The organism is Rhizobium sp. CG4 (assembly GCF_023701965.1).
Classification (GTDB): Bacteria; Pseudomonadota; Alphaproteobacteria; order Rhizobiales; family Rhizobiaceae; genus Agrobacterium.
Window position 1 is genome coordinate 548,068 of record NZ_JABAEG010000003.1, and the last position, 25,679, is coordinate 573,746.

Below are 25,679 nucleotides of genomic sequence, written 5' to 3' on the forward strand. Positions count from 1 at the left end.
CGTATTAACAGGAGAAATCATGACGCAGCGCTCACTTGGTATGTCTGTCGCCTTCGCCGCAATGTTGATGGCCGGTACGGCCCTCGCACAGGAAAAAGTGGTCCATGTTTACAACTGGTCCGATTATATCGACGAATCGATCCTGACCGATTTCACCAAGGAAACCGGCATCAAGGTTGTCTACGACGTTTTTGACAGCAACGAACTGGTTGAGACCAAGCTGCTGGCCGGTAACTCCGGTTACGACGTTGTCGTGCCAACTGCACCGTTCCTCGCCCGCCAGATCCAGGCAGGCGTGTTTCAGAAGCTCGACAAATCGAAAATTCCAAACCTCAGCAACATGTGGCCGGAAGTCAGCGAGCGTCTCGCCAAGTACGACCCCGGCAATGAATATGCCGTGAACTACATGTGGGGCACAACAGGCATTGGTTACAATGTCGACAAGGTTAAAGCAGCTCTCGGTGACGTGAAAATCGATAGCTGGGACATTCTGTTCAAGCCTGAAAATGCCGAAAAGCTGAAGAGCTGTGGCATCAACATTCTTGATGCTTCGGACGAAACCTTCGCAATTGCAATGAACTACATCGGCAAGGATCCGGACAGCAAGGAAGCTGCTGATCTGGAAGCTGGTGGTGAAGTCTACAAGGCGATCCGTCCATCGGTAAAGACCTTCAACTCGTCTGCCTATATCGACGAACTTGCCAATGGCGATACCTGCATCACCATCGGTTGGTCCGGCGATATTCTTCAGGCAAAGACGCGTGCTGAAGAAGCCAAGAACGGTGTGACTGTCGACTACGTCATTCCGAAGGAAGGCACCTACATGTGGTTTGACAACCTTGCCATTCCTGCGGATGCCAAGAATGTTGACGAAGCTCATGCCTTCATCAACTACCTGATGAAGCCGGAAGTCATCGCCAAGGCGTCTGATTATGTTCAGTACGCCAACGGTAACCTGGCATCACAGGCGTTGATGGATGAAGCCGTTTCCAAGAACCCGGCAGTTTATCCTGACGAAGCGACAATGAAGAAGCTCTTCACCATCTCGCCTTATGGACCGAGAGAACAGCGCGTTCTGAACCGCGTCTGGACACAGATAAAAACCGGTAGCTGATTTTGGGCCCGCTGGTTCAGAAACGGCCGGCGGGCACGTTTCTGACCATTGGTTGCCAGCTTGTTGGGCTGGCAGCTACCATTTGCCCGCCTCATTGTTATTTTTAGGGGATTGCGAATGGCGAAGTCTCTCGGACCTGTAAAACGAAAATTCAGTCCCTGGGACGATCCCGCATCCGTACCCTTCATCCGCTTTGAAAACATCACCAAACGCTTTGGTGATTTTGTCGCTGTCAACAATCTGACACTTGATATCTATGAACGTGAGTTCTTCTCACTGCTGGGACCATCCGGCTGTGGCAAGACCACGCTGATGCGCATGCTGGCCGGTTTTGAAGAGCCAACGGAAGGCCGTATCCTGCTGCAAGGCAAGGATATTTCCGGTACCCCGCCGCACAAACGACCGACCAACATGATGTTTCAGTCCTACGCACTTTTCCCGCACATGACGGTCGAAAAGAACATTGCGTTCGGCCTGGAGCAGGATGGTTTGCCCAAAGCCGACATATCGGCGCGCGTTGAAGAAATGCTGCGCATGGTCAAGCTGACAGAATTTGCAAAACGCAAACCAAGTCAGCTCTCGGGCGGTCAAAGACAGCGCGTTGCTCTAGCGCGCTCGATTGCCAAACGCCCGAAGGTTCTGTTGCTGGATGAGCCGCTTGGCGCGCTCGACAAAAAACTGCGCGAAGAAACCCAGTTCGAACTCATGGATATTCAACAAAGCCTAGGCCTGACCTTCCTGATTGTGACTCACGATCAGGAAGAGGCGATGACCGTTTCCGACCGTATCGCAGTCATGGACAAGGGTAATGTGGTTCAGGTTGCCACGCCTGCGGAAATCTATGAGGCACCCAACAGCCGTTATGTTGCGGACTTCATTGGCGATATCAACATATTCGAGGCAAGCGTGTTGTCCAATGTGGCAGGTGTCGGCAAACCCGGAACCGTCCTTCTCGATTGTGAAGGTTTGGGTGTGACAGTCGAGCAGGATTGCAAGGCCGTAGTCGGCAACAAGGTTGCTTTTGCCATTCGACCGGAAAAGGTCCGTATCACTATCGATCCACCAGCAGATACCACGACAAATGCAGTCAGTGGGCAGGTCTGGGACATCGGTTATCTTGGGGACTTCTCGGTGTTCCTCGTCAAGCTGGCGGATGGCCGCATCATGCGTGCGGCTCAAGCCAACGTGTCCCGCCTTGTTGATCGCCCGATCACCTTTGATGATACGGTGTGGCTCAACTGGCGACCAGATTCCGGTATGGTTTTGACCAACTAAGGGAGGTTCTCATGGCAACGGCCTCTTCGGAAAACAAACAAAGTCTTGCACGCTGGTTGGTAGTAGCAGTTCCTTATTTCTGGCTGCTGCTGTTTTTTGCAGTACCGTTTTTTATCATTGTCAAAATATCGCTGTCTGCTACCGCGATTGCCATGCCGCCTTATACGCCGGTTTTTGAGGGTTTCGGCGCTATCGGCGATTTTCTGTCGCAACTCAATTTTGACAATTATCTCTTTCTCACCGAAGACGCACTTTACGTTAATGCCTATTTTTCTTCGGTAAGAATTGCCTTCGTTTCAACGCTGATGTTGCTGCTGATCGGGTATCCGATGGCACTTGCCATGGCGCGTGCACCGTCCACTATTCGCCCGACCTTGGTGATGCTGGTGATCCTGCCATTCTGGACTTCGTTCCTGATCCGCGTTTACTCATGGATCGGAATTCTGAAACCGGAGGGGCTGTTGACGGTGTTCCTGCAATGGCTGGGACTTATGGCACCTGATCAGCAGGTCCATATCTTCCGCACGGAAACGGCCGTGTTTATCGGCATGGTCTATTCCTATCTGCCATTCATGGTGCTGCCGCTTTATTCAGCCTTGGAAAAACTTGACAATACCCTATTGGAAGCGGCAACCGACCTTGGTTGCCCACCATGGAAAGCCTTCTGGAAAATTACCTTCCCGCTTTCCATGCCGGGTGTGATTGCCGGCTCCATGATCTGCTTCATCCCGATTACCGGTGAATTTGTTATCCCTGATCTGCTGGGTGGTGCGGAAACATTGATGATCGGCAAGACATTGTGGACCGAGTTCTTCGGTAACCGTGACTGGCCAATTGCCTCGGCTGTTGCCGTTCTGCTTCTGCTGGTGCTGGTGGTTCCAATTGCCATCTTCCAAAACCAGCAGCAGAAAGCGTGAGGGCAGGGCGATGAAAAACAGAAAGTTTGACGTAACCGTCCTTACCCTCGGGTTTGCGTTTCTCTACATCCCGATCATCATTCTGGTGATCTATTCGTTCAATGCCTCGAAGTTAGTCACTGTATGGGGTGGTTTCTCCCTGCAATGGTACAGTGCCATGTGGTCAAATCAGGGTCTGATGGATGCCGCCTGGGTGACAGCCCGGGTCGGTGTGTTGAGCGCCACCCTTGGCACGATCCTCGGCACATTGGCAGCGCTGTCGCTGGTACGCTTTGCCCGGTTTCCGGGACGCATGCTGTTTTCCGGTATGATCTATGCACCGCTCGTCATGCCAGAAGTCATCACCGGTCTTTCGCTGTTGCTGTTGTTTGTGGCGGTTGGTGTCGACAGAGGTTTCTGGACGGTGGTCATTGCCCACACCACATTCACCATGTGTTACGTGGCAATCGTCGTGCAATCACGCCTTTTGACCTTTGACCGCAGCCTTGAAGAAGCGGCGCAGGATCTTGGTTGCCCACCTGTCAAAACCTTCTTCCGCATTACCTTGCCACTTATTCTCCCGGCGGTTCTGGCTGGCTGGATGCTGGCATTTACCCTGTCACTTGACGATCTGGTTATTGCCAGCTTTGCGACAGGTCCGGGAGCCACGACGCTGCCCATCAAGATTTACTCGCAGGTTCGCCTTGGCGTGACGCCGGAAATCAATGCGATTTGTACGATCCTGATCGGTCTGGTCACTATGGGTGTGATCTTTGCGTCGATTGCCTCGAAACGGACCGAACTGCAACGCATCCGTGATGAGCACGCGGCGGCCAAGGCTGCTGCAGGCTGAACGGCATTGTAGGTTTGAAGCTATCAGGCGCGTCGGGGGCAAACCCTGGCGCGCTTTTGCATTCGGCTCTAAGGCAATCCGGTGTCGGTTTAAGGCATGTGTCAAAAGACATGCGCGAGTTTTTGCCATTGATAGATTGGGGCGGTTTTTAACACACTGTTAAGAGGCGTTTGACAAAAGTAAACCAACGTGGGGCCATCCGATGAGTGGATGGCGCAAGGACCTCTGGTCCTACAGACATGATGTCGGCCTACTCCTCCTTTCGTTGAACAGCATTAATTTTTAAGGCAGCGTTAGCTGCCTTTCTTTTTGGGTGATTACTCAGACGGTCGCTGTTCCAGCGATCGTGAAACCAGTGCCACCGGAATAAGCCCTGCTGCAATGATGATGATGGCCGCGACAGATGCATCCTGTACCTTCGAGCGCGACGCATCCTCATAGACAAGTGTTGCCAGCGTATTGAAGCTGAATGGGCGAAGCAGAATTGTCGCTGATAGTTCTTTCAAAGACTCGATAAACACCAACAGCGATGCGGTCAGTGCTGCCGGCCGCATATTGGGAATGAGCACCGAGACAAGCGTTTGCAGTTTTGTGCGGCCCAGAGTGCGTGACGCCATATCCATATGTGGTGAAAGCTTCTGGAAGCCGGCATCCAGCGATCCTTCTGCCATGGTCATGAAACGCACTGTGCTTGCGTAGATGATCGCAAAGGCCGTTCCGCTCATCATCAGACCGGTTGAATAGCCAAATGTGCTGCGCATGAAAGCGTCGACCTGATTGTCAAAGCCGGCAAGCGGAATAAGCACGCCAATCGCCAGAACCGTGCCGGGTATTCCGTAACCCAGCGAGGCGACCCGGCCAGCTGTGCGCGTTACAGGCGATGCATTGGCGCGGGCAGCGTAAGACAGCACGAAACCCATGACGAGTGTCAGGCAGGCAGCGGTGCCTGAAACAGACAGGCTATGCCATAGCGCTTTCAGAAGCTTGGGAGACAGAAATCCGTCAAGCCTTTTGGCCGCATAGGTGCCAAGCACCAGAACGGGAATGGCAAAACCGGTCAAAACCGGTATCAAACAGGTGATGGTCGCCAGCCATTTTCTGGGACCCGTCAGAGGTTTCCGCAGAAACCGTTGCGCCATCATCGTGGTTTTCTGGGTGGAAAAGCGTTGACGTTTACGCGCTGTTCTCTCCAACAGGATCAGCGCACCAACAATCAGCAGTACCACCGCAGCAATCTGCGTGGCGCCAGCCAAGCTGCCACGGTTCAACCATGTTTCGTAGATCGTGAAGGTAAGTGTCTGCACACCGAGATATTCGACAGCGCCGATATCATTGAGTGTTTCCATAAGCACCAGTGTCAGGCCGATCATGATCGCCGGGCGCGCCATCGGCAATTGCACCTGCCAGAAAATCCGCCAGGAAGAAGCGCCCATGGTACGCGCAGCTTCGGCCGCAAACCGTCCCTGCATACTGAACGCCGACCGGGCAGACAGATAGATGTAAGGGTAAAGTACTGAGCTGAGCACCAGCACCGCACCACCCAGCGAGCGAATGTCCGGGAACCAGTAATCCTTGATGCTGTGATAGCCGAACAGGCCACGCACTGCCGTCTGCAATGGCCCGGTAAAATCGAAAAATTCGCCGAAGGCATAGGCCGCCAGATAGGCGGGGATGGCGAGCGGCAGAACGAGCGCCAGAGACAGGACACGCCGCAGCGGAAATTCGAACGTCGTGACCAGCCAGGCGGTCAAGGCACCGAAGAAAGTTGCCAGTAAGCCGGTGCACAACAACAGCAATACCGTCCTACCACCGGCGCGTGGCAACACATAGGCAAACAAATGCTCCCAGTTTCCAACACCGCCGCTCATGGCAATCCAGAAAACCGCAATGATGGGAATGGCGACCACGAGCGCCACAAGAATTGCAATGAGGCTCAACAGGTTAAAGCGTGTGCTTGGCCCGGAGACATGCTGGAGACTGGTATCGGCTGACTGCAATTGTCTGATCCTTCCACCGGCTGTCCGGCAGAAATCCGTTACTGCAAAAGAAGTCCGCTGTTTACAGCATCGTTACTCAAACAGGAACTGCTTTCATAAAGCATCATGTGAAAATCCCGCGGCAAAAGCACGCTGGCAAAAGTGGGCGCGGATTTGCCTGCCGAAACAACGTAAAAAGGGCATTGCGTTCCTGTGACGGGATGCAACGCCCTCTCAAAAATTCATTCACTCAGGTGGCGAGAACCCGCTGCGAGGGAAAGTTGATTTCAACCAGCGTGCCTTCATTGGGCGAAGAACTGATCGAAAAATTCGCCCGGTTCGCATCAACCATCGCCTTGGTCAGTGGCAGACCGAGGCCGGTACCATCGCCACGAATGCGGTTGCTGGACGCCACCTGCCGGAAAGGCTTCATCGCCTGTTCCAGTTCCGAACGGCTCATGCCGATGCCGGTGTCGCGAATGCGCAGGTTGACACTGCCATTCGGCTCGTAGGCGGTTGACACAACAATCTGTCCGCCAGCGGGTGTGAAGCGGATGGCGTTGGAAAGAATGTTGAGCACGATCTGCTTGATCGAACGAAGATCGGCCACAATGGCGGGAACCGACTGCGACAGCGACGTGCGGATGATGACGCGCTGGTTGTTGGCCTGTGGCTGCACCAGCGATACCGCTTCGGAGATCGTTTCGTTCAGTTCAACAGCCACGAAATCGAGATCCATCTGGCCGGCTTCGATTTTCGAGATATCGAGCAGATCATTGACGATATCCAGCACATGGCGTCCAGAGCGGCCAATATCATTGGCATATTCCACATAACGCGGGTGTCCAATCGGCCCGAAACGCTCCGTTGCCATCATGTCGGCAAAACCGATAATGGCGTTAAGCGGCGTGCGAATTTCATGACTGACGCGGGCAAGGAAGTCGGTCTTGTGCGCGTTGGCGGTTTCCGCCACACGCTTGGCATTGCGCAATTCTTCTTCGGTGCGTTTCCACTGGGTAATGTCGCGGATGACCGCGCAGAACCCTCTGGAAGACTTGAGCCGCCCAATGGTCATGAACAGTGGCAGGAAACCACCGCTTGCTTCGCGGCCGATAACGTCACGGCCGTCGTTCAGAACACTGGCGACACCATTGTTCGACAGGCCCGAAAGATAATCGAGAACGGCCTTCTGGCTTTCATGGGCAAACAGAACCACGAAGGGTTTGCCGCTGATCTCGCCATTGTCGTAATTGAACAACGCGCTGGCAGACCTGTTGAGGGAGCGTATGGTGCCTTCCTCGTCCAGGATGACGATGCCATCAGTTGCCGTTTCGAGGATCGAGTGCAACTCATCGACTTCACCCTGCAATGTCTCGACCGCAAGGGTGTTTGCAGGAGCTTCGATCACCTCGGCCACTGGAGTGACAGGGGCTGGCTCCACGACCTTGTGGACCGGCACCAGCGACAACATCAGTGCGGCGGCGCCATGCCAGCGAATGGACTGCAGGCGGGCATTGACAGGAATGAGATCGTTTTCGGCGCTTACGGCAACCATGCCGCCGCTGCCTTCGCCGATATTCTCCAGATCCTGTCTTTGCAGCAGCGCGTCAATGCCACCAACCGAAGCCAGTTCCTCAACAGAGCTATAGCCAGTCAGACGCAGGAAATCCGGGTTGGCGTGAATGAGGTCGTCGCCTGTATGGATGAGCAGCGCCAGCGGCAGCGCATCAACGGTTTCTTCCGTCAATGTACCGACCTCACGGGCAGGTGGCACTTCGTGTTCCACCTCGGTGATCTCAGGTTCTACGTCGGTTACCTCAGGCGCTTCCGGTTCGTCAGCCTCTGCCGTGGCTGTGATTTCTTCTTCTGCCGGTGTCAGCTCGTCAGTGAGCGAGATGGGCGCTTCAACAGCGATCTCTTCAGAAACGTCCGAGACATCAGCAACTGGGCTTTCCAGCTCAACCTCTTGCACGGGTGACAGAGGCTCGGACACCGGCGCAGGTTCCAATTCGTCCTTGGGCGTCAACTGGCGCGCAATTTCACGGAATGCAGCCTGTTCGCCGGGGCTCAAGCCATCGCGTCCGCGAGAACGATGTTCTTCCAGCTGAATGATCTTGTCCGAGAAACGACGATTTGGGGTTTCGCTGATCCGAAGCACAGGAACTTCTTCGTGCGGCGGCTGCAAAGCGGCAGGCTTTTCGCGCTCTGCTTCGCTCTGCTCCTCCGCGACGATAACCGCCTCGTCGGTCAGTTTGGTTTCCGGCTCATGGTCTTCGACCTCGGCGACTGGCGCCTCGTCTGCCTGTGGCTCTTCCTGCGGCACAATAGTCTCGGACTCTGGCAGCGTCGTGTCGACCACGTCTACCAAAGGAGCGATATCGGTTTCGGCAAGTGTCAGGCCGATAGCATGCGGGTCTTCAACGGCATCGGCCAGTCTCACGATGCCGAAACCACGGAAGCCGTCAAACTCACGGGTGCGCGTATAGGTCGGCAGGGCTGCCAGATCGATCGGCACAACAAGTGATGTGCCTTCGACCGGCCAGAAAATCGTTTTGCCGGACCATGTGTCACGTTTGCTGAGCAGTTCGGTAATCTTGCCGTCCTTGTCGAGGTTCAGCAGGCTCGAAACATCCGCAAAGGACATGCCCTCGACAGCGGCAGAGCGCGGTCCGACGGCTTCGGCAAATTCGTGCGAGATCGAACTGAAGCAACCATTCGCATCGATTTTCCAGACAAACCGGGAAGCCCGGGCCGATGGGTTGAATATGAATGTGCCCGCCGCCGCAGATGGTGCGTCGTCAGCCTGTTCAATTTCTTCGGCCACAGCTTCTGTTTCTAAAACAGTTTCTACAGCTACATCCGCGACGGTAACTGGTTCGATGTCGTCAAAAACAGGAAAGTCGAGGTCCTTGGAGCGCTCATCATAATTTTCGGTAACAGAGCGCTGTACTTCTTCCTCTGCAACATCAATGTTTTCCTCAGCCTCAGCCTCAGCCTCAGCCTCAGCCTCAGCCTCAGCCTCAGCCTCAGCCTCAGCCTCAGCCCGTTCAGGCGCTTCAACGTCAGAGAAGATCAGCGACGCCTGCGCATCAAGTGCTTCCGACGCATCAAACTCTTCGTCCTGCTGCGGCAGATCTTCAATGGTGGCGATGTCGTTGATCAGTGTCTCGAATTTGTTTTCAGTTGGTTCAATAACCTGTTCTGTCACCTCTACAGCTGCCACGGGCGCTGCCGGAGCGACATCGTCTTGCTCACTGCCGTCGAAAACCGGGTCGAGTGTCCCGATTGCAGTTTCCACCACAAACAACAGGTTCATGATCGGTGTCTGGCTAAGCTGGCCGGTCGCAGCTGGCAAATAACCCTTGCCGGTTGGAATAGGGCGCTTAACCAGATGCCCGGCTTGATGCTGGGTCATTGTTGTCAGCGTTTTTACGGTATTAGGCGTGATGCCGAGATTGCGAAAATTATCCGACGCAGCAAGGATCAGCCCACTCTCATCCAGCACCGCCAAATGAATGTCGGGATCGCTGAAACCTTCGATCATGCGATTTGCACAGTCCTGCGCCGACGGTTGTTGCACATCAACGGGCGATGCAAAAAGAATGGCCTGGGTATTGTTATCGACCTCGATCAGTTCGACGATTGCCTTCACCGGAAAGGTTCTGAAACCCGAGGCAATACGCGCGGTAAAAAACTGGGAATCGCCAACGGCGGATAGCTTGCTCGCCGCCATCGAAATCTGTCGGAAGGTGATATCCTGCGGCTTCGGGCCATGATCCACAAAATCATAGATTGAAGGCGTGCCGAACAGCGAGGCGCCGCGACCGTTTGCCCACAGGACATGTTCGAGATCGACAGAAAACAACACGAGGGCTTCGCCCCGGCCAAAACGGTCACGCACACGCTCATGAACAGCTATATCTATGAAAGGATATTGAACGGCGGGCATCTCGAAACCTATTCTGGTACTGCTGACCCCAGCATGTTTCTGTCGCTTTTCCTCATGAAAAGCCAAGCATTAATGCGTACAGGGCATGTTAACAGAATATTAAATAACTTCCCAGCGCACGGCGGTCCATAATCACCAGCAGGGAATTGGCAAACAGAGTTAATTGCCAGAAGTTTGGTTGTTGGTGGGCCTGCGGTCAATGATCGGCATTTGCTATTCCACGTCTTTTTTTGTAAAAAGTTCAAAGGGTCTTGCAAAAACGGAAAACACCCCGTATGTGACCCCCATAGCGGCCTTGCGGCCGGTCGTGTGCGGTTGTAGCTCAGTTGGTTAGAGCGCAGGTTTGTGGCACCTGAGGTCGGTGGTTCAACTCCACTCAACCGTACCATTTTTCCACATAAATTCAGACAGTTGTAAGACGCTAGGGATGTAAAAAGCCCCGGTTGCCCTGTCTGCTATGGTTTCTCACCATGTGACCGCTTTCTGGAGTTTTCGCAAATTTGCGTCCGGTGCGCCCGGTTTGTGTGTTCAGATCGAAATCACCGGCTTTGAAACGCGACTTGTGGCGCACTACGCCTAAAGCAGCACATTGATTCGCTTAAACGCGATTTTATCTCAACATTCTAACTGCATCTGTTTGTCGTTCAGGCAATCACTTTGGCGCGACTGAAAATGCGACAGATGAGCTCAAGCCGAAGCTTAATGTCGCAAAAAAGAACGTTCTGCACCCTACCGGTCGCGACGCTTCTGATTACGTCCAAATGAGAAGCCTCCCGCATTCTGACGTACGGGAGGCTTGTTATGTTTGAGATGAGGCGGCGATTTCGAGCAGCGCTGTCACGCTTATTTCTTCCAGAACAACATCAGATTGTTGGTCGTCTTGCCGCCGTAGCCGTCCATCACCTTGATATCGCTGACGAGCCGCAAACCCTCGCTGATGAAGGTGTTTTGGTAAAGATGCAGGTCTCTGTACTTGGCCACGTAACCGGACTGGTCTTCGAGAGACAGAGTATTGTGGTGAGACAGTGAGTCACCCATGATGATGAATGCGTTGTTGGACGCCAGATGGACCATTTTCTTGACGAGAGCATTAAATTTCTCATCGTCAATGATGCAGCTCGTTACGCCCATGCACAGGATGGTGTTGAACTTTTCCTGGTCTGGAGAAATTTCGTCCACCGTTGCACAGTGAAAGGTCATTTTGGGTTCGTGCGCGAAATTTTGTCTGGCAACATCCAGCAGGCCGGGCGAGATATCGTAGCCGACGATCTTCTCAGATTTCGGCAAAAACATTGCGGTATATTCGCCGTTGCCGCATCCGATATCCAAAGTCGAATGTGCGGCTGGAATATGTGAAATAATAACCTCGAGAATCTTTTTCTTTTTCTCGTAATATTCCGGTGCAGCCAGATGTGAATTGCTGGTGTTTTTCCAATAAATCTCGGATTTTTCCTGATGGGAAACCATGACGTCCGCCTTTTAAATTATGCGAAATTTCAATTTCGAATCACGTGCTTAGCACTGTTGGCAGGCAGCATCCCAATATTGCGGTGATTTTCAAGTGAAGTTACCTTGTCATGCGCTTTTTACAGGATATCTCGGTCGTGAGGCTGGGTCGGTGCAGCATGGGGAAAGGCCCGCAATGCAGGCCGACAAACGTTCCGTCACACAGCATGCATCAAACCAATGCATGCTGACATGTGGAAATTGCCTTTCAGCCTATTGTGCATGATTGACGAATCACGCGCTATCCATACTATATGTAGCGTTCTAGGTTCTTCCGGTCGCAAGACATGGAGGCTAAGATGGGAATATGGTGAGCCAGCGTAGTCAGGCGATGCCATAGCTGCCCCCGCAACTGTAAGCGGATAGCGTCTACTTAATTCCGTCACTGAAGCATGTGTGCTTTGGGAAGACTGGGTATGATGCCGTGACCCGCGAGCCAGGAGACCTGCCTCGAACAAGACAATCCACGGGCGGGGTGTCCGAAGGGTGCGTGTTATCCCAGGCATAGCTTGGCATGCGCACATTTGACCCCTGCCAAAGCTTCGGGGTGAAAGCATGCTGTATAAAATATGTGTTCCGTTCGTCATGATGCGCGCGCGGTATTTAATCTGATGTGATTTCAGACCCCCGAGAATTTTAAGAACCAACGGTTTTGTCCCCAAGACGTAACCGAATGCATCCGCTTGCCCAATTTTATCGACCAACGAGGAACGTCATGAATATCACCGTCTACAGCAAACCTGCATGTGTACAGTGCACGGCCACGACACGCGCTCTGGAGCGACAGGGTATTGCGTACAATGTCATCGATGTTTCCGTTGATGATCAGGCGCTGATGCATGTGCAGAATCTCGGTTACCGTCAGGTGCCGGTTGTTGTGGCGGGTGACACCCATTGGGCCGGTTTCAGGCCGGATATGATCAGCACGCTGTCGTGACGGACGATCGGCATGGGGCTGATCGTTTATTATTCATCGACATCGGAAAACACCCGTCGCTTCGTTGAAAAGCTGGGGTTTCGGGCGCTGCGCCTACCAGTTGCGGCAGATCAGGTCCCGCCGCTGGTGACAGAGCCTTATGTGCTTGTCGTGCCGACCTATGGTGGCGGCGGCGCAAAAGGTGCGGTGCCGAAACCGGTTATCCAGTTTTTGAACTCTACGGAAAATCGAAGCTTCATTCGCGGTGTTATCGCCGCTGGAAACACCAATTTCGGCGAGGCCTACTGCCTTGCCGGTGACATCATATCCCGCAAATGCGACGTGCCCTTTCTCTACAAATTCGAGCTGTTGGGTACCGGGGAAGATGTTGCGAAAGCCAAACATGGATTGGAACGATTTTGGACGTCACAACACTCGAGCGCCCACTAAAGGCGGGTGAAACGGCGCTGGATTATCACGCGCTGAACGCGATGCTGAACCTCTATGATGAGGATGGCAAAATCCAGCTCGACAAGGACAAGCTGGCGGCACGGCAATATTTTCTGCAACACGTCAACCAGAACACGGTCTTTTTCCATAACCTGCGGGAAAAGCTCGATTATCTGGTGCTGGAAGGCTATTATGAACAGGAGGTTCTGGACCAGTATTCCTTCAATTTCGTGCGTGATCTTTTCGACGAAGCCTATGCGCGTAAATTCCGCTTCCCGACCTTCCTGGGTGCGTTCAAATATTACACCAGCTACACGCTGAAAACCTTTGACGGCAAGCGTTACCTTGAGCGCTACGAAGACCGTATCTGCATGGTGGCGCTGACGCTGGCGCGCGGTAATGAGCAGCTGGCCCGCAACCTGATGAATGAGGTGATTTCCGGTCGTTTCCAGCCGGCAACGCCGACATTTCTCAATGCCGGTAAAAAGCAACGCGGCGAGCTGGTGTCTTGCTTCCTGTTGCGCATCGAAGACAACATGGAAAGCATTGGCCGCTCCATCAATTCCGCCCTGCAATTGTCCAAGCGTGGCGGCGGTGTCGCCCTGTCCCTGACCAACGTCCGTGAAATGGGCGCACCGATCAAGAACATCGAAAACCAGTCATCCGGCGTCATTCCGGTGATGAAACTGCTGGAAGACGCATTTTCCTATGCCAATCAGCTCGGCGCACGCCAGGGGGCAGGGGCGGTTTATCTGCATGCGCACCACCCTGACATCATGCGGTTTCTCGACACCAAGCGCGAAAATGCCGACGAAAAAATCCGCATCAAGACCCTGTCGCTCGGCGTGGTCATTCCCGACATCACCTTTGAGCTGGCAAAGAACAACGAGGATATGTACCTCTTCTCGCCTTATGACGTGGAGCGGGTTTACGGTGTGCCGTTTACCGAGATTTCGGTGACTGAAAAATACCGCGAAATGGTTGCCGACAGCCGCATTCGCAAGAAGAAGATCAAGGCCCGCGAGTTCTTCCAGATCATTGCCGAAATCCAGTTCGAGAGCGGTTATCCATACATCATGTTCGAGGATACGGTGAACCGGGAAAACCCTGTTGCCGGTCGTATCACCATGAGCAATCTGTGCTCCGAAATCCTGCAGGTCAGCGACGCAAGTGTCTTTAATGATGACCTTTCCTACAGCCATATGGGCAAGGATATTTCCTGCAATCTCGGTTCTTTGAATATTGCTGCCGCGATGGACTCTGCAGATTTTGGCACCACCATCGAGACTGCAATTCGCGCTTTGACCGCCGTTTCGCAGATGAGCCATATTTCGTCCGTGCCATCGGTCGCAAAGGGCAATGAGGAAAGCCACGCGATTGGTCTCGGCCAGATGAACCTGCACGGTTATCTCGCCCGCGAGCGCATTTATTATGGTTCGCCAGAAGGCATCGATTTCACCAATATCTATTTCTACACTGTGGCTTACCACGCAGTCCGCGCATCGAACCGCTTGGCTACGGAACTTGGTGAAAGCTTCAAGGGCTTTGAAAACTCCAAATACGCGTCCGGCGAATATTTCGACAAATACACACAGCGCGAATGGACGCCTGCGACTGAGAGGGTTCAGGAACTGTTTGAAAAGGCCGGTATTCACATTCCAACCCAGGACGACTGGCAGGAATTGAAAGAAGCGGTCATGACATCTGGTCTCTATAACCAGAACCTGCAGGCCGTGCCGCCAACCGGCTCGATCTCCTACATCAATCACTCGACGTCTTCGATCCATCCGATTGTCTCGAAAATCGAGATCCGCAAGGAAGGCAAGATTGGCCGCGTCTATTATCCCGCAGCCTATCTGACCAATGATAATCTTGAATATTATCAGGATGCCTATGAGATCGGTCCTGAGAAGATCATCGATACCTATGCCGCGGCCACACAACATGTCGATCAGGGACTGTCGCTGACACTGTTCTTCCGCGACACCGCCACCACCCGCGATATCAACCGCGCCCAGATCTATGCGTGGAAGCAGGGCATCAAGACCATTTATTACATTCGGTTGCGCCAGATGGCGCTGGAAGGCACGCAGGTTCAGGGCTGCGTTTCCTGTACGCTGTAAATTTGAGGGACAAGCAACATGAGCATGCAAATCAAGACGGCCAGCCGTCTGAGTGCAATCAACTGGAACCGCATCGAGGACGACAAGGATCTGGAAGTCTGGAACCGTTTGACCGGCAATTTCTGGCTGCCGGAAAAGGTGCCGCTCTCCAATGATATCCCGTCCTGGGCAACATTGACCCCGCAGGAACAGCAGCTCACCATCCGTGTGTTTACCGGACTGACACTGCTCGACACCATTCAGAACGGTGTCGGTGCGGTAAAGCTGATGGCAGATGCCATCACGCCGCATGAAGAGGCGGTGCTATCCAACGTTTCCTTTATGGAGGCGGTGCATGCGCGCTCCTATTCTTCCATCTTCTCGACGCTGTGCCTGACACCTGATGTTGATGATGCCTATCGCTGGTCGGAAGAAAACGAGTTCCTGCAGCGCAAATCGACATTGATCATGGAGCAATATGCCTCCGATGACCCTCTCAAGAAGAAGGTCGCCAGCGTCTTCCTGGAAAGCTTCCTGTTCTATTCCGGCTTTTACCTTCCGATGAATTGGTCCAGCCGCGCCAAGCTGACCAACACGGCTGACTTGATCCGCCTGATCATTCGCGACGAAGCCGTTCACGGTTATTACATCGGCTACAAGTTCCAACGGGCGCTGGTTCGTCTCAGCGATACCAGGAAACAGGAGATCAAGGACTTTGCCTTTGATTTGCTGCTTGAGCTTTATGACAACGAGGCGAAATACACCGAGGAACTCTATGATGGTGTTGGCCTCAGCGAAGACGTCAAGAAATTTCTGCACTACAACGGCAACAAGGCGCTGATGAATCTGGGATATGAGGCCCTGTTTCCGCCGGAAGCATGCAAGGTTAATCCGGCAATTCTTTCAGCGCTTTCACCCAATGCAGACGAAAATCACGACTTCTTTTCCGGCTCTGGGTCGTCCTACGTCATTGGTAAAGCGGTTGCGACTGAGGATGACGACTGGGATTTCTAAACCGCGACCTCTCTGTCCAGTTCGCACGCAAAGTGGGTGCACTGATTTTTTGTGATTGCGGTTGTGGTGTCAGGCTGCCGCCGCCATTGGGCAAAACAAAAAACGGTTGGCTAAAATGCCGTGTGCTGGTATGTTCTGCCCAACGAAACCTTTAAACGCCTGCGGCATTGCTTCTCGCTTTGCGCGGCGAAATGGACAAGACAGTGACTGACCCCGGCAGCGGCGAAAAGCCGTCAGAATCAGGGGCGTCGACGGTAAACAAGAGCAGAGCGAAACGCTCTCGACGTGGTAAAGGCAAGCGCAACGGTACTAACCGTGGCGCCCAAGTTGCTACGCCGGTTGTTGTCGTCGGTTCCCATGCTGATTCTCAGCATGAAACCTCACCCGGCCAGGATGCCGGTGAGCGCAAGCGCAAACGGCGCAGGCGTTCGCGCGGCAGCGGACAAAATTCCAATCCAGAAACAAAATCTGCCAACGATGGTGCTCAAGCCAATGGCCCGGCCGCCAAGGCGGCGGGACCAAATGCCGGTTCACCCGAGGGACGCAAATCTCGCGACCGTCGCCGTGGACACCGCGGGCCGCAAGGCCGGCCGCTGGTTCCGACGCATGTTGCCAAGAACGGCAAGCCGCAAGGCCAGTCGTCCGGGCAGGACGGAACGGGATCGACATCGCGTGGTGATGGTCACCGGCATGGCCAGCGCCAGCACAGCCATGACCGTGATGCTGATCAGGCCGCCGATATGTATGCGGCGCTTGATCTCGGCACCAACAATTGCCGTCTGCTGATTGCCCAGCCAACGCGTCCCGGCCAGTTCCGTGTGGTTGATGCCTTTTCGCGTATCGTGCGCTTGGGAGAGGGGCTGATTTCAACCGGCCGCCTTTCTAATGAAGCGATGGACCGTGCCGTGGAAGCACTGCGCGTTTGTGCTGCAAAACTGTCGGGGCGTCCCATCCGGCGCATGCGCCTGATTGCGACCGAAGCCTGCCGCGCTGCCGAAAACGGGGAGGAGTTCCTTTCCCGCGTCACCCGCGAGACCGGCCTAGACCTCGAAATCATTAGCCGTGAAACTGAAGCGCGTCTTGCTGTCTCCGGTTGCTCGTCGTTGATTGGCCGTGATGCTCGCTCGGTTGTGCTGTTTGATATCGGTGGCGGTTCATCGGAAATTGCCGTGATCCGCGTTGGTGAAAATCGCTCCAACCGTCTTGCCAACCACATCACCCACTGGACATCGCTGCCAGTTGGCGTGGTCACCCTGTCGGAACGTCACGGTGGTCGCGATGTTACACCGCAGGTGTTTTCCGCGATGGTGACCGAAGTCGAAGGCCTTCTCGATTCGTTCGTGTGCCCGCCATTTGCGGCAAGCGACGTACTGGAAGATTTCCATCTGATCGGCACCTCAGGCACGGTCACCACACTGGCAGGTGTCCACCTGGATTTGCCACGGTATGATCGCCGCAAGGTGGATGGCTTGTGGTTGTCGGACCGCGAAGTGACAGCCATGCAGAACAAGCTGCTGGATTGGGATTTTGCCGGCCGTGCCGCCAATGCCTGCATTGGCCCGGATCGTGCCGATCTGGTGCTGGCGGGTTGCGCTATTCTGGAGGCCATCCGTCGCCGCTGGCCAGCTCGACGTATGCGGGTCGCGGACCGCGGGCTGCGTGAAGGCTTGTTGACCGATATGATGGCGGATGATGGCGCGTGGCGACGCAATCGTCTGCGCCGCCAGCAAAACGGTGCGAGATAAGGAATAAAGTTTATGAGTAAGCCTCCAGTCGGAAGCAATCGCACCGGCCGTAAAATTGGCCAGAAGGTGAAAAAAACCAAGCTCAAGGCGTCATCGCGCCGTTGGCTTGAACGCCATATCAATGACCCCTATGTGCAACGCGCCAAGCTGGAAGGCTACCGCGCCCGCGCAGCCTACAAGCTTCTCGAGATTAACGACAAACATCAGATCTTGAAGGGTGCGACCCGCATTATCGACTTGGGTGCCGCTCCGGGCAGCTGGTCGCAGATTGCAGCCAAGGTTACGGATTCGACCGAAGACGATATCCGCGTTGCCGCGATCGACTTCCTTGAGGTCGATCCTATTCCGGGCGTTCGTCTGTTGCAGCTCGACTTCCTTGATCCGACTGCGCCAGAAAAGCTGAAGGAAGCAATCGGCGGCACGCCGGATCTCGTCCTGTCGGACATGGCGGCGCCGACCACGGGCCATCAGAAAACCGACCATATTCGCACCATGCATCTATGCGAAGTCGCGGCGGACTTCGCCATTGAGGTGTTGGCAGAAGGCGGACACTTCCTTGCCAAGACCTTCCAGGGTGGCACGGAAAAGTCGCTGCTTGATCTATTAAAGCGCAACTTCAAACAGGTCCTGCATATCAAACCTGCGTCATCGCGCTCTGAGTCGGTAGAAATGTTCCTGCTGGCCAAGGGCTTCAAGGGCCGCAAAGATACAGGTGCGGCCGACCACCATGCCGACGAGCGCGATACTTTGGAGCAGGACGCCGACGAAGACGTCTAAGCGACAACGTTTCGATCTTTAATGGCTGCGCAGCCCTTTATAAGGCGCTGCGCAGTCTTGTTTCCGCTGTTATCTGATTTTCGGACGATGCCCGGATATTGCTTCACCTGCGTTTTTATCCAAGCGGAACAGCGGTATCAGGGCGAGAAGCGAAAATGCCGCGACAATCACAAATGCCAGATGGAAGTCCGCAAGTTGCAGGTGCGAACCGGTCAATGCGGCACTGACTTCCAGAATGGTTGCGGCGAACGCCACACCCAATGCAAGGCTGATCTGTTGCAGAACCGACGACATGGATGTTGCCTGGCTGGCCTGATTGTTGTCGATCTCCGAATAGCTCAGCGCATTTGAACCGGTGAAGAAGAACGACCGGGCAAAACCGGACACGACAAGAACACTGATGATGATCGAGTGCGGTGTTTCCGGCACAAACAGCGCATTGGCCGCTGTTGTAAACGCGCCAACTACCGAGGCGACAATCAATGTGGTCCTGAAGCCGGTCGCGGCGAACATCCGCTTTGCAATAAACTTCGTGGTGATGGCGCCGATCGCGCCCGCAAAGGTCACCATGCCAGACTGAAATGCATTCAACCCGAACCCGATCTGCAACATCAGCGGCATCAAGAAGGGAATGGCGCCGGTCGAGATGCGGAAGATCGTGCCACTGACCGAGGTTATTCTGAATGTCGTATTCTGGAAAATCTTGAAGTCGAGGATCGGAGCCGGGTGCCTGCGGGCATGGATCACGTAAAGCACGCCAGCGACGATACCGGTGAGAATTGAGGCGATGCCGATGGTCGGCGGCAGAGCGGGAAGACTGATAACCGAAACACCGAAAACCACGCCCGATGCGGCGACGGATGACAGAATAAAACCTTTCACATCCATGGCCGGCGGATTGGTGGTTTCGATCACCGGCAAGTAGATGCTGGACAGCACGATACCGGCGACACCGATCGGGATGTTGATCAGGAAAATCCAGTGCCAGGAAAAATAGGTCGTGATGAAGCCGCCAACCGGTGGCCCCGTCAGTGGACCCAGCAGCGCCGGAATGGTCAGCAAGGCCATGGCCGATACAAGTTCCTTGCGGTCTGTTGTGCGCAACAGGACGAGACGACCAACCGGCGTCATCATTGCGCCGCCCATGCCCTGCAAGAAGCGCGAAAGCACGAATTCTGCCAGTGAACCGGATACCGCACAGAACAGCGAACCTACCATGAAGACGCCGATGGCCAGGCGGAAGATGGTCTTGGCGCCAAATTTGTCAGCCATCCATCCGCTGATCGGAATGAAGATTGCCAACGCCACCATGTAGGAGGTGAGGGCCAGCTTAAGAGTAATCGGCCCGACATTGAGGTCCTGGGCAATAGTCGGCAAGGCTGTTGCAATGACGGTGGAATCCATCTGCTCCATGAACAATGCCACGGCAAGGATAAGCGGTATGATGCGGTTCATGGGAAATGCCTGCGCTGCGCTTGTGATCAGGTTCACACGGTGTGTGTTTAGTTTCTATGTGGATCAATGCCAATTGCTTTGTCGTGGATTTGACATCCATCACGTGTGTGTGATGTTTCATCTAAGTGGTATCAACGTCTTAGTCTTGTCTGCATACTCCTGCCAAATGAAAACGGACATTTTTTTGAGGAGACAGGACAATGGCTGAGATTTCAAAAATCGGCAGACGCGTACTTCTGGGATCTGCCGGAACAGGTGTACTGGCTGCTCCGTTTATCATGGCGCGTGCGTCGATGGCGCAAACCGCGCAACCACAAACATCCATGGAGATAAACCACGCTATGGGGCCGGAAACAAATCGCTTCAAGCTTGGCAATTTTGAGGTTTTGGTCATCAAGGACGGTGCAGCCGTGTCGGGACCGCCAAACGAAACCTTCGGCACCAACCAGTCTGCGGAAACCGTCGGCGAACTTCTGGAAGAGAACTTTCTTCCCAAAGACAAGTTCGTCAACAGCTTTGCACCCGTCATGATCAATACCGGATCGGAGCGCGTGCTGTTTGATACCGGCTTTGGTGAGGCTGGCCGCGCCAACGGCAATGGACGCCTGCAGGAGGGCCTGGCTGCGGCCGGTTACAAGCCCGAGGATATCTCGGTTGTTGTCCTGACCCACATGCACGGCGACCATATTGGCGGCCTGACGGAGAAGGACGCAGCGGCATTCCCCAACGCCCGTTATGTGGCAGGCAAGGTTGAATATGATTTCTGGACCAGCGATGCCCGCGTCGGAACCCCAGCTGAAAACGGCCACAAGGGTGTGCTCGGCAAGGTGAAGCCACTTGCAGAAAAGATGACCTTTATCGGAGAAGGTGCTGAAGTTGTGTCAGGCATTACCGGTATCGAGGCTTTCGGCCACTCTCCCGGCCATATGATTTTCCGGGTGGAGTCGGAAGGTCGCCAACTTGTTCTAACCGCTGATACGGCCAACCATTATGTGCTGTCGTTGCAGCGTCCGGAATGGGAAGTGCGTTTCGACATGGACAAGGCTGCCGCTGCGGCAACCCGAAAAAAAGTCTTTGATATGATTGCGACCGACAAGCTGGCATTTCTCGGTTACCACATGCCATTCCCATCAGTCGGTTATGTCGAAAAGCAGGACCAGGGTTACAGGTTCGTGCCGAAGTCCTACCAATTTGACCTGTAATAGCCTCCCGTTTTGGTTGAAACACAACGAGCTATGCATAATAGTGTGAGCTGATCAGCAGACCCGGATTAATGAATCCGGGTTTTTGCTATTTCCTTCCTGTCATAGACGTGTTACCAGCCCTCGCCAACTTCCAAGAACTCCTTGTGAAACCACCGGTGGATGATTCCTCCCGGCGGATACCCTATTCTTTAATGAAGGAAATTGGCATGGCACGCATTATTCAAACGCCCACAGGTTTGGACGCCCTCACTTTCGACGATGTGCTCTTGCAGCCGGGACACTCCGAAGTGATGCCGGGCCAGACGAATATTTCGACGCGTATCGCACGTGATATCGACCTGAACCTGCCTATTCTTTCCTCCGCAATGGACACCGTCACGGAAAGCCGCCTGGCGATTGCCATGGCACAAGCCGGTGGTATCGGTGTTATCCACCGCAACCTTACCCCTGCTGAACAGGCTGAAGAAGTTCGTCAGGTGAAGAAATTCGAAAGCGGCATGGTTGTAAACCCGGTCACTATCGGTCCGGATGCCAGCCTTGCTGAAGCCCAGAGCCTGATGAAGGCACACGGCATTTCCGGTATTCCGGTTGTCGAAAACGGCGGTCAGGGCGGCCACAAAACAGGCCGTCTGGTTGGTATCCTCACCAACCGTGATGTTCGTTTTGCTTCCGATCCAGCTCAGAAAATCTACGAACTGATGACCCGCGAAAACCTCGTGACGGTCAAGGAAAGCAGTGTTGACCAGCAGGAAGCGCGTCGCCTTCTGCACAAGCACCGCATTGAAAAGCTGCTGGTGGTAGACGCCCAGGGCAACTGCGTTGGCCTCATCACTGTCAAGGACATCGAAAAGTCGCAGCTCAACCCGAATGCGACAAAGGATGCGCAGGGCCGCTTGCGTGCCGCAGCCGCCATCAGCGTTGGCGATGATGCCCGTGACCGTGCAGAACGCCTGATCGATGCCGGCGTGGACATCCTCGTTGTCGACACCGCCCATGGCCATTCGCAGCGTGTTCTCGACGCTGTTGCACAGGTCAAGAAGATGTCGAACGCTGTTCGCATCATCGCCGGTAACGTCGCGACCGCTGACGGCACCAAAGCGCTGATCGATGCAGGCGCTGACGCCGTCAAGGTTGGTATCGGCCCAGGTTCGATCTGCACCACACGTATTGTCGCAGGTGTTGGCGTTCCGCAGCTTGCAGCCATCATGTCGGCCGTTGATGCGGCACAGTCCCTGGACATTCCTGTGATCGCCGATGGTGGTATCAAGTTCTCCGGCGACCTCGCCAAAGCTATCGCTGCTGGTGCATCTGCCGTGATGATTGGTTCGCTGCTGGCCGGTACGGATGAAAGCCCAGGCGAAGTGTTCCTCTATCAGGGCCGCTCCTTCAAGGCTTACCGTGGCATGGGCTCCGTTGGCGCCATGGCACGCGGTTCCGCAGACCGTTATTTCCAAGCCGAAGTTCGCGACACTCTGAAGCTGGTTCCTGAGGGCATTGAAGGTCAGGTTCCGTACAAGGGCCCGGTTTCCGGCGTTCTGCACCAGCTGGCAGGCGGCCTGAAGGCTGCTATGGGCTATGTCGGTGGCGCAACCATTCCTGAATTCCAGGACCGCGCGACATTTGTTCGTATTTCCGGTGCCGGCCTGCGCGAAAGCCACGCCCATGACGTGACGATTACCCGCGAGAGCCCGAATTACCCGGGTAGCGTTTGATCCTTACGCAGGCTAGGTTGACGGCCAATTGAATTTTTGTGCGCTCCCTGATCCAGATCGGGTCAGGGAGCGTAACTATGAATACCGATTAAGGAGAACCCGCATGTCACCCACAACCGCAATGTTCTGGCCGATGATTGCGCATGCTTTCCTTGTTTTCGGTCTTTATTGCTTGCTGTTCATTCGACGGAAAAAATACACCTTCCTCAACGCGGAAGCGGCGCGCCGTTTCAGGGATGCCGATGAGGAGGCGCGCGAGAGCCAGTTGGTCAACAAGAATATTGCCAACCAGTTCGAACTTCCCGTGCTGTTCCACGCGGCATGCTTGTTGCTCTACATTACTGATGCGGACAATATCGTTACTATCGTGCTGGGATGGATTTTTGTGCTTTCGCGTTACGCCCATTCTTACTTTCATGTCACCAGCAATCGCCTGCGTTATCGTGCACCGGCATTTGCCATCGGCTTTGCCGCGTTGGTCTGCATGTGGGGCTGGATGGTGATCTGGCTGGCATTTGAATAGTCGCGACTGCCGCAAAACTGCGACACTGTGCGAAACGAAACCGTTTTCTCTTGCGATAGATCAACTCTACTGAATGTTGTTGTTCTATCCTTTGACCGTTCTATGGTTGAAGGAGGCAAGACAAATGGCAGCAATGATGAAGGCCGCAGTCGTCAGGGAATTTGGCAAACCGCTTTCTATTGAAGAGGTGCCAATTCCCGATCCGGGCCCCGGCGAAATCCTCATGAAATATGAGGCGACCGGCGTTTGCCACACGGATTTGCACGCAGCAAACGGTGACTGGCCGGTTAAGCCCAATCCACCCTTTATTCCCGGCCATGAAGGCGTTGGTTATGTCGCCAAGATTGGCGCTGGCGTAACCGGCATCAAGGAAGGTGACCGTGCTGGCACGCCTTGGCTCTACAGTGCCTGCGGTTGCTGCGTTCCATGCCGCACCGGCTGGGAGACATTGTGCGCCGAACAGAAAAACTCCGGATATTCTGTGAATGGCAGCTTTGCGCAATATGGCCTTGCCGATCCGAAATATGTTGGGCGTCTGCCTGACAATCTCGATTTCGGTCCTGCGGCTCCCGTGCTGTGTGCCGGTGTGACCGTGTACAAAGGCCTGAAGGAAACCGAGGTGAAACCCGGTGAATGGGTGGTCATTTCGGGTATCGGCGGTCTTGGCCACATGGCAGTGCAATATGCAAAGGCCATGGGCATGCATGTGGTTGCCGCTGATATTTTTGACGACAAGCTGGAACTGGCGAAAAAGCTCGGTGCGGATATCGTCGTTAACGGCAAGGCGCCGGATGCGATTGAGCAAGTGCAGAAAGCAACCAAGGGTGTTCACGGTGCATTGGTAACAGCCGTTTCGCCGAAGGCTATGGAGCAGGCCTTTGGTTTCCTGCGTTCCAAGGGCACGATGGCGCTGGTCGGTCTGCCACCGGGTTACATTTCCCTGCCGGTGTTCGATACGGTGTTGAAGCGCATTACAGTGCGCGGCTCGATTGTCGGTACGCGACAGGATCTTGAGGAATCCCTGACCTTTGCAGGTGAGGGCAAGGTGGCCGCCCACTTCTCATGGGACAAGCTGGAAAACATCAATGATATTTTCCACCGCATGGAGGAAGGCAAGATCGACGGCCGTATCGTTGTCGATCTGAACTAGTCTTTCACATGTCCGACAGCCTGTGTTTCTTTCGAAGCACAGGCTGTTATCATCTGTGCCAGTGCCGCCATGTCGTCCGCACGGGCGCTGGAGCGTCGCCAGGCGAGGCCAATCTGCCGGGATGGCTGCGGCTCGGCAAAGGCAACGATCCTCAGATTGTTGCGTTTGGTTTCCAAGGGTACCGCGATCTCGGGAATAAGCGTCATGCCCATATCGTGGGACACCATCTGCAGCAGCGTGGTCATCGACGTTGCACCAAAATTCACCAGACTACGTTTGCCGGCTGTGCCACACACCGCCAGTGCCTGGTCGCGCAGGCAATGACCTTCTTCCAGAAGCAGCAACCTGCTCATGTCGACCTGCGCTTCGGTCATCGGGGAGGAGAGCACGCTGTCTTCATTGCTGGCAACGGCCATGTAAAAGCGGTCCGTAAACAGCACCTGGCTGGCAAGTGATTCGTCATCCAGCGGCAGGGCAGCAATCACCGCGTCCAACTTACCTTCAAGCAGATCACTGCGCAGCCGGTCTGTGACGGCTTCCTTCAATTCGATTTCAATGCGTGGATAGGTTTGGCGCAGTCGCGGTATCAGTTGTGGCACAAGATAAGGTGCAATGGTTGGAATGATGCCGATCCGAACCGGACCCTCCAGCACACCCGACCCCTTGCGGGCCGTTGCCTCAAGCCGATCGACCTCAGCAAGAATTGCCCGAGCATGCTGTAAAATATCCGTGCCTTTTTGGGTTATAATGACCCCGCTGCGGCTCCGCTCTACAAGTTTTACGCCGAGATGGTTCTCCATCTCCATAATCTGGGCCGATAGCGCTGGTTGACTGATGTTGGCAGCACGGGCCGCTCTTCCAAAGTGAAGTGTGTTGGACAGAGTTTCAAAATACCGCATTTGCCGAAGTGTAATCATGATAGGAAAATCCTATCGAAAATGAACGTAAATACAATTGGAAATTATGGAAAGGGGATGCCAAAAACCAGTGTTAGAAGTATTCTAGACAAGCGTCCGGCCCAATTGCCGGTGACTTGCTGCCATCGAGAGTGAACCCAAAAG

The 25,679-nt window shown here is 54.4% G+C and carries 19 protein-coding genes, 1 tRNA gene and 1 riboswitch; of the genes, 15 read left to right on the top strand and 5 right to left on the bottom strand.

Annotated elements, in window-relative coordinates:
- The first annotated feature begins 19 nt into the window (after window positions 1-19).
- The 4 genes from HGO37_RS12815 (at window position 20) to HGO37_RS12830 (ending at window position 4,138) form a co-directional block, all read left to right on the top strand.
- Complete coding sequence (locus tag HGO37_RS12815; protein WP_192487045.1) at window positions 20-1,114, top strand: polyamine ABC transporter substrate-binding protein; 1,095 nt, start codon at window positions 20-22, stop codon at window positions 1,112-1,114.
- 117 nt (window positions 1,115-1,231) lie between these two features.
- Window positions 1,232-2,389 carry an ABC transporter ATP-binding protein gene (locus tag HGO37_RS12820; protein WP_250983605.1) on the top strand — a complete coding sequence of 386 codons (1,158 nt, stop codon included), beginning with the start codon at window positions 1,232-1,234 and terminating at the stop codon, window positions 2,387-2,389.
- 11 nt (window positions 2,390-2,400) lie between these two features.
- Window positions 2,401-3,306 (top strand): ABC transporter permease subunit, encoded by a 906-nt coding sequence (locus HGO37_RS12825; RefSeq protein WP_250983606.1) that lies wholly within the window; start codon window positions 2,401-2,403, stop codon window positions 3,304-3,306.
- Window positions 3,307-3,316: 10 nt separating this feature from the next.
- Complete coding sequence (locus HGO37_RS12830) at window positions 3,317-4,138, top strand: ABC transporter permease (RefSeq protein ID WP_192487048.1); 822 nt, start codon at window positions 3,317-3,319, stop codon at window positions 4,136-4,138.
- A 317-nt stretch (window positions 4,139-4,455) separates the two neighbouring features.
- On the opposite strand, the gene HGO37_RS12835 is transcribed toward HGO37_RS12830, so the two are convergent.
- Both HGO37_RS12835 and HGO37_RS12840 read right to left on the bottom strand, forming a co-directional pair.
- The gene (locus tag HGO37_RS12835) at window positions 4,456-6,006 is read right to left on the bottom strand and encodes an ABC transporter permease (RefSeq protein ID WP_250983712.1); all 1,551 of its coding nucleotides are present in this window, start codon (window positions 6,004-6,006) and stop codon (window positions 4,456-4,458) included.
- A gap of 358 nt (window positions 6,007-6,364) precedes the next feature.
- Window positions 6,365-10,063 (bottom strand): ATP-binding protein, encoded by a 3,699-nt coding sequence (locus HGO37_RS12840; protein ID WP_250983607.1) that lies wholly within the window; start codon window positions 10,061-10,063, stop codon window positions 6,365-6,367.
- A 311-nt stretch (window positions 10,064-10,374) separates the two neighbouring features.
- On the opposite strand from HGO37_RS12840, the gene HGO37_RS12845 reads away from it, so the two are divergent.
- A tRNA-His gene (locus tag HGO37_RS12845) sits at window positions 10,375-10,451 on the top strand.
- Between the two features lie 455 nt (window positions 10,452-10,906).
- On the opposite strand, the gene HGO37_RS12850 is transcribed toward HGO37_RS12845, so the two are convergent.
- Window positions 10,907-11,530, bottom strand: a complete 624-nt coding sequence (locus tag HGO37_RS12850) for a class I SAM-dependent methyltransferase (protein ID WP_192487050.1) — start codon at window positions 11,528-11,530, stop codon at window positions 10,907-10,909.
- Between the two features lie 288 nt (window positions 11,531-11,818).
- Window positions 11,819-12,036: riboswitch (cobalamin riboswitch) on the top strand.
- Window positions 12,037-12,284: 248 nt separating this feature from the next.
- Between HGO37_RS12850 and nrdH the strand changes: the two genes are divergently transcribed.
- From nrdH to HGO37_RS12880, 6 genes are all read left to right on the top strand, one after another.
- Window positions 12,285-12,506: a glutaredoxin-like protein NrdH gene (nrdH, locus tag HGO37_RS12855; RefSeq protein ID WP_192487051.1), complete on the top strand. Its 222-nt coding sequence runs from the start codon at window positions 12,285-12,287 to the stop codon at window positions 12,504-12,506.
- 12 nt (window positions 12,507-12,518) lie between these two features.
- Complete coding sequence (gene nrdI / locus HGO37_RS12860) at window positions 12,519-12,935, top strand: class Ib ribonucleoside-diphosphate reductase assembly flavoprotein NrdI (protein ID WP_192487052.1); 417 nt, start codon at window positions 12,519-12,521, stop codon at window positions 12,933-12,935.
- Entirely contained in the window at window positions 12,905-15,058 is a 2,154-nt protein-coding gene (gene nrdE / locus HGO37_RS12865; RefSeq protein WP_285200571.1) for a class 1b ribonucleoside-diphosphate reductase subunit alpha, read from the top strand. Before nrdI ends, nrdE begins: the two co-directional genes overlap by 31 nt.
- 18 nt (window positions 15,059-15,076) lie before the next feature.
- Window positions 15,077-16,051, top strand: coding sequence for a class 1b ribonucleoside-diphosphate reductase subunit beta (gene nrdF, locus HGO37_RS12870; protein ID WP_250983608.1), 975 nt, complete (start codon window positions 15,077-15,079; stop codon window positions 16,049-16,051).
- A gap of 191 nt (window positions 16,052-16,242) precedes the next feature.
- Window positions 16,243-17,796 (top strand): Ppx/GppA phosphatase family protein, encoded by a 1,554-nt coding sequence (locus HGO37_RS12875; RefSeq protein ID WP_250983609.1) that lies wholly within the window; start codon window positions 16,243-16,245, stop codon window positions 17,794-17,796.
- A 12-nt stretch (window positions 17,797-17,808) separates the two neighbouring features.
- Window positions 17,809-18,573, top strand: coding sequence for an RlmE family RNA methyltransferase (locus HGO37_RS12880; RefSeq protein WP_250983610.1), 765 nt, complete (start codon window positions 17,809-17,811; stop codon window positions 18,571-18,573).
- Window positions 18,574-18,642: 69 nt separating this feature from the next.
- Here HGO37_RS12880 and HGO37_RS12885 read toward each other — a convergent pair whose 3' ends face one another.
- The gene (locus tag HGO37_RS12885) at window positions 18,643-20,028 is read right to left on the bottom strand and encodes an MDR family MFS transporter (RefSeq protein WP_250983611.1); all 1,386 of its coding nucleotides are present in this window, start codon (window positions 20,026-20,028) and stop codon (window positions 18,643-18,645) included.
- Between the two features lie 200 nt (window positions 20,029-20,228).
- Between HGO37_RS12885 and HGO37_RS12890 the strand changes: the two genes are divergently transcribed.
- From HGO37_RS12890 to adhP, 4 genes are all read left to right on the top strand, one after another.
- The gene (locus tag HGO37_RS12890; RefSeq protein ID WP_250983612.1) at window positions 20,229-21,230 is read left to right on the top strand and encodes an MBL fold metallo-hydrolase; all 1,002 of its coding nucleotides are present in this window, start codon (window positions 20,229-20,231) and stop codon (window positions 21,228-21,230) included.
- Window positions 21,231-21,439: 209 nt separating this feature from the next.
- Complete coding sequence (gene guaB / locus HGO37_RS12895; protein ID WP_192487059.1) at window positions 21,440-22,945, top strand: IMP dehydrogenase; 1,506 nt, start codon at window positions 21,440-21,442, stop codon at window positions 22,943-22,945.
- 121 nt (window positions 22,946-23,066) lie between these two features.
- Entirely contained in the window at window positions 23,067-23,468 is a 402-nt protein-coding gene (locus HGO37_RS12900; RefSeq protein WP_250983714.1) for an MAPEG family protein, read from the top strand.
- Window positions 23,469-23,592: 124 nt separating this feature from the next.
- Complete coding sequence (adhP, locus tag HGO37_RS12905; protein WP_250983613.1) at window positions 23,593-24,618, top strand: alcohol dehydrogenase AdhP; 1,026 nt, start codon at window positions 23,593-23,595, stop codon at window positions 24,616-24,618.
- On the opposite strand, the gene HGO37_RS12910 is transcribed toward adhP, so the two are convergent.
- Window positions 24,615-25,535, bottom strand: a complete 921-nt coding sequence (locus tag HGO37_RS12910; protein ID WP_250983614.1) for a hydrogen peroxide-inducible genes activator — start codon at window positions 25,533-25,535, stop codon at window positions 24,615-24,617. The genes adhP and HGO37_RS12910 overlap by 4 nt on opposite strands.
- Between the last annotated feature and the right edge of the window lie 144 nt (window positions 25,536-25,679).